Source organism: Lactobacillus sp. UMNPBX4 (assembly GCF_002554115.1).
GTDB classification, from domain to species: Bacteria; Bacillota; Bacilli; order Lactobacillales; family Lactobacillaceae; genus Lactobacillus; species Lactobacillus gallinarum.
On record NZ_PCZF01000077.1, the window covers coordinates 1 to 4,042 of the forward strand.

General features: G+C 35.4%; 6 protein-coding genes. All 6 read right to left on the bottom strand.

Annotated features, from left to right (window positions below):
- Positions 1-21 precede the first annotated feature (21 nt).
- The 6 genes from CP355_RS09450 to rpsP all read right to left on the bottom strand — a co-directional run bounded on the left by CP355_RS09450 (position 22) and on the right by rpsP (position 3,897).
- Positions 22-819: an SGNH/GDSL hydrolase family protein gene (locus CP355_RS09450; RefSeq protein ID WP_098044410.1), complete on the bottom strand. Its 798-nt coding sequence runs from the start codon at positions 817-819 to the stop codon at positions 22-24.
- Positions 812-1,471, bottom strand: a complete 660-nt coding sequence (locus tag CP355_RS09455; protein WP_098044411.1) for a uracil-DNA glycosylase — start codon at positions 1,469-1,471, stop codon at positions 812-814. Before CP355_RS09455 ends, CP355_RS09450 begins: the two co-directional genes overlap by 8 nt.
- Before the next feature lie 399 nt (positions 1,472-1,870).
- Positions 1,871-2,218: a 50S ribosomal protein L19 gene (gene rplS, locus CP355_RS09460; RefSeq protein ID WP_003629071.1), complete on the bottom strand. Its 348-nt coding sequence runs from the start codon at positions 2,216-2,218 to the stop codon at positions 1,871-1,873.
- Between the two features lie 112 nt (positions 2,219-2,330).
- Positions 2,331-3,050 (bottom strand): tRNA (guanosine(37)-N1)-methyltransferase TrmD, encoded by a 720-nt coding sequence (trmD, locus tag CP355_RS09465; RefSeq protein WP_098044412.1) that lies wholly within the window; start codon positions 3,048-3,050, stop codon positions 2,331-2,333.
- Positions 3,040-3,555, bottom strand: a complete 516-nt coding sequence (rimM, locus tag CP355_RS09470) for a ribosome maturation factor RimM (RefSeq protein ID WP_098044413.1) — start codon at positions 3,553-3,555, stop codon at positions 3,040-3,042. The genes trmD and rimM overlap by 11 nt, the downstream gene beginning before the upstream one ends.
- Positions 3,556-3,624: 69 nt before the next feature.
- Positions 3,625-3,897: a 30S ribosomal protein S16 gene (rpsP, locus tag CP355_RS09475; protein ID WP_025006364.1), complete on the bottom strand. Its 273-nt coding sequence runs from the start codon at positions 3,895-3,897 to the stop codon at positions 3,625-3,627.
- Positions 3,898-4,042: the final 145 nt, after the last annotated feature.

Genomic DNA, 4,042 nt, shown 5'->3' on the forward strand with positions numbered 1-4,042 from the left:
GGTCCAGATGGACTTTTATTTTTATAAAGTGTTCAACTTGATTTTACAATCGGCGGTTAATTTATTTTCAAAAACTGGCAGCCATTTTTCTAAATAACCTGCACGGGTCGGATGAATTTCGTCTGCCATATAAAGAGCAGGTTGGTCTTTAAAATTCGGATCATTATATAAATCCAGAACTTTAATATTCCATTTTTTAGCTAATTGATGTATTACTTTTACCATCTGATTATACAAATCACTTTCAAAATAAGGATTTGTATAGATCAAAATTGGGCAATGCCATGTAGTCAGAGCTTGACTAATAATATATTCCATCGCACCGATAATTGTTTTTACATCAAAATGGTCATTTTGACTAATTTCTCCCAACTTCTGGTTTGTACGCGCATCATTAGTAGAAAGTTGCAAAACCAGCATATCAATTGGTGTTTTAAGATTTTCCTTAAAACGAGCAACATAAGAATCACCATGATAACTGGTATCTTGATCTACCAAAGTAGTGCCATTTTCTGCATCTTTAATAGCAGCAATGCCATCTTTTTTCCATAAGTAGTCTACAAAAGATTCCCCTAATGCACCAAAACCAAATGTGACAGAAGAACCTAAAAATAAGATCTTTTTATTTCTTAATGGGCTATCAATTGTTTTCACACTGTTAAGACTATATTTACGGTTGTTACCCGGTAGATAGGCTAGCTCTGCATAAGCTCTTTGGTGCAAGGGATGCTCATCCAAATCCATTCGCAACTCATTAAGAGCAATATCGGATAAATCATTATTTTGTCTAATAGGGATTAAAAAAGTTTCGTTACTCATTATTTTCTCTTTCTTTATCGATGTAAGGTTTTATTGCTTCCCAATCTTTTACAATATCATCACTTAATTTACGATTATAAAATACAGCCGCAGGATGATATTCTGGAATAACCGTATATTTCTTTTTCGACCAAACATATCCATCTTTAGCTTCATTAAGTTCAAGAATTGGTGTATTCTCAATAACCTTACCATGTTCAGCAGAAATCTTATGACCTGGGCCAAGCAGTCGCTCTAATCCGGTGTTACCTAAAGCAACAATGACTTGTGGATCTGCGTAATGCATTTCATAGTCTAAAAAAGGAGCATGTGCTAACACTTCTTTCTTAGTAGGTTTACGATTTGGTCTTTTAATTACTTCTTTATTTTCTCGTTTACTAAAAACTTTTTTCACACTAAAAGGGCGGCTACGAACAGCACTAGTAATATAAACTTGATCTCGTGATAAACCAATTTGCTTTAGTGATTTATCCAGTTCCTTTCCGGCGTCACCACTAAATGGAATATTATTAACGATTTCATTGCGTCCTGGCGCTTCGCCTACGATCATTAGCAAGGGATGTATTGGGCCACTTCCTGAATTAATTCCTTCTAAACGCATGCCCTTTGATCTCTCTTTTACTTCTGCCAGTAATTCTTTAGGATAATTCAATCATCTCACCTGTTTCTATTTCTGATATATTAATTATAATATTAGTCAAAATTATTTTACATCTAAATTAAATATAGTATAATGTAATCAATTTAATATCAATTAAAAGCCGCCATTGTGGATAAATGGCGGCTTTCGCTTTAATTCCACACTCAATATCTCTGCTTGTGAAATTTACTTCACAATCCATATTTAGTATATTATCAATGTTATTACTGTATATTAAAGTGACTTTGTGATTTTAATTTGCAGTTTCACATGAGTTCCACGATATTATTATTCACAAGCAACGAATATATTATTAAATAATTATAACTTATATAAATTACTTTAAAAATATTTATCAAAACAAAAAAGCTAGTTCCGTTTGGAACTAGCTTTTCTATATCGACGTTATGATTAACGACGTGCTTCAGCAATTCTTGCTGACTTACCGTGACGTTCACGTAAGTAGTAAAGCTTAGCACGACGCACACGACCATGACGCTTAACTTCAACCTTAGCAACACGTGGGTCGTTAACTGGGAAGGTTCTTTCAACACCAACACCTGAAGCAATCTTACGAACAGTGTAAGTAGCACCGATGCCAGTACCCTTCTTCTTAATTACAACACCTTCGAACAACTGAATACGTTCGTGAGTACCTTCAACAACACGTACGTGAACAGTAACAGTATCACCTGCACGGAAAGCAGGAATATCGTCACGAATTTGTTCTTTAGTCAATTCTTGAATTAATGGATCCATAATATATTTTTCTCCTTCTTCGGCATTCATCCACGCACCAGCGTCAGCGGAACACCCATAACTTTAATTAGTGACATTTGCCACGATGAATAGTTTAACAAATCAAGCCAGCTTAATCAAGCTCTGACTTGATTTCTTCTAGCATTTTATTTTCTTCAATAGTCAACTGACGATCTTTTAACATATCAGGACGATGAAGATAAGTTGCTTTAAGCGCTTCTTTGTGTCGCCACTCAGCTATTTTTTGGTGATTGCCACTAGTTAATACTTCAGGCACTTTTTGACCTTCAAAATCAGCTGGGCGAGTATATTGCGGATATTCTAATAAGCCATGTGAAAAGCTTTCTTCTACTGGACTAGCAGCGTTACCTAAAATACCAGGCAAAAGTCGAACAGTAGCATCAATCATACTCATAGTTGGTAATTCCCCACCAGTTAGCACATAATCTCCAATTGAAACGGTTTCATCGGCTAAGTCATAGACTCTTTGATCAAAGCCTTCATAGTGACCACAAATAAAAGTTAATTCATCTTCTTTTGCCCAGTCTTGTGCCATTTGTTCATTAAAAGTTTTTCCTTGTGGAGCGGTAATAATAACTTTACCACTAGAAGATAAAGAATTAAGTGCTTTTTTAATTGGCATGATTTGGAGTACCATACCAGCGCCGCCGCCATAAGGAGTATCATCTACGTGGTGATGTACATCTGTTGTGAAATCACGGAAATTAACTAAATTGAGATCCCACTTACCATCTTCTAAACCACGTCCTAACATCGATACTTTCAAAGGTGTAAACATGTCGGGAAAAAGCGTCAATACATTAATCTTCATCTCGTAACCCCTCCATTAATTCTACATAAACTTTTTTGGCAGCTACATCAACTTTTTTAACAACATCGGCAATGTTTGGAATCCAATATTCCTTGCCACTATCTTCACGTACAAGCCAAATATCATTTGCACCTGGAGATTGGATATCAACGATTTTACCGATATTTTTACCAGTTTCTTCATCAATCACATCGCAATCAAAGATGTCTTTATAATAATAAACACCGTCAGGTAATTCGCCACGCTCTTCTTCGCTTACTACCAGGATTTGGCCTCGTAATTTTTCTGCTTGATCAATATCTGTAATTTCTTTAAATTGAATTAACCAAAATTGTTTAAATGGACGGCTTTTTTCAATAGTCAATACACGTTTAGTATCGCTTCTAAGTGATAAATGCATCCCTTCAGCAAAACGCTCTTCTGGGAAGTCCGTAATCACGTTAACTTTGACTTCACCATTCAATCCATGAGTTGTTAAAATTCGTGCAACGTCAAAATATTCCATGCATGCTCCTTTTTAAGTAATAAAAAAAGCTTGAAGCACTTGGCATCAAGCTTTTAAATAATCGCAAAATTACTTGTTGTATTTTGCATCGTGCAACTTAGCCATCAAGCCAGCACCTGAAAGAAGTGATCTAACAGTGTCTGAAGGTTGTGCACCCTTTTGTAACCAATCAAAGATCTTGTCTTCATCAAGCTTCAATTCCTTTGGTTGTGAAACTGGGTTGTAGTAACCAACTTGTTCGATGAAACGACCATCACGTGGCATACGTGAGTCTGCAACAACGATTCTGTAGAATGGCTTTCTCTTGGCACCAGCACGGTGCATACGAATTTTAACTGACATAAATTAATTTCCTCCTAAAACTTAACGATTAATAATATACCACCAAAACAAATGGGTGTAAAGTGTTTTTCCTTAACACCTTTATTTTTTCGAAAATTGCAATTTCAAATTGAACACTTTTGAAAATTAAATTCTGTATATTGAA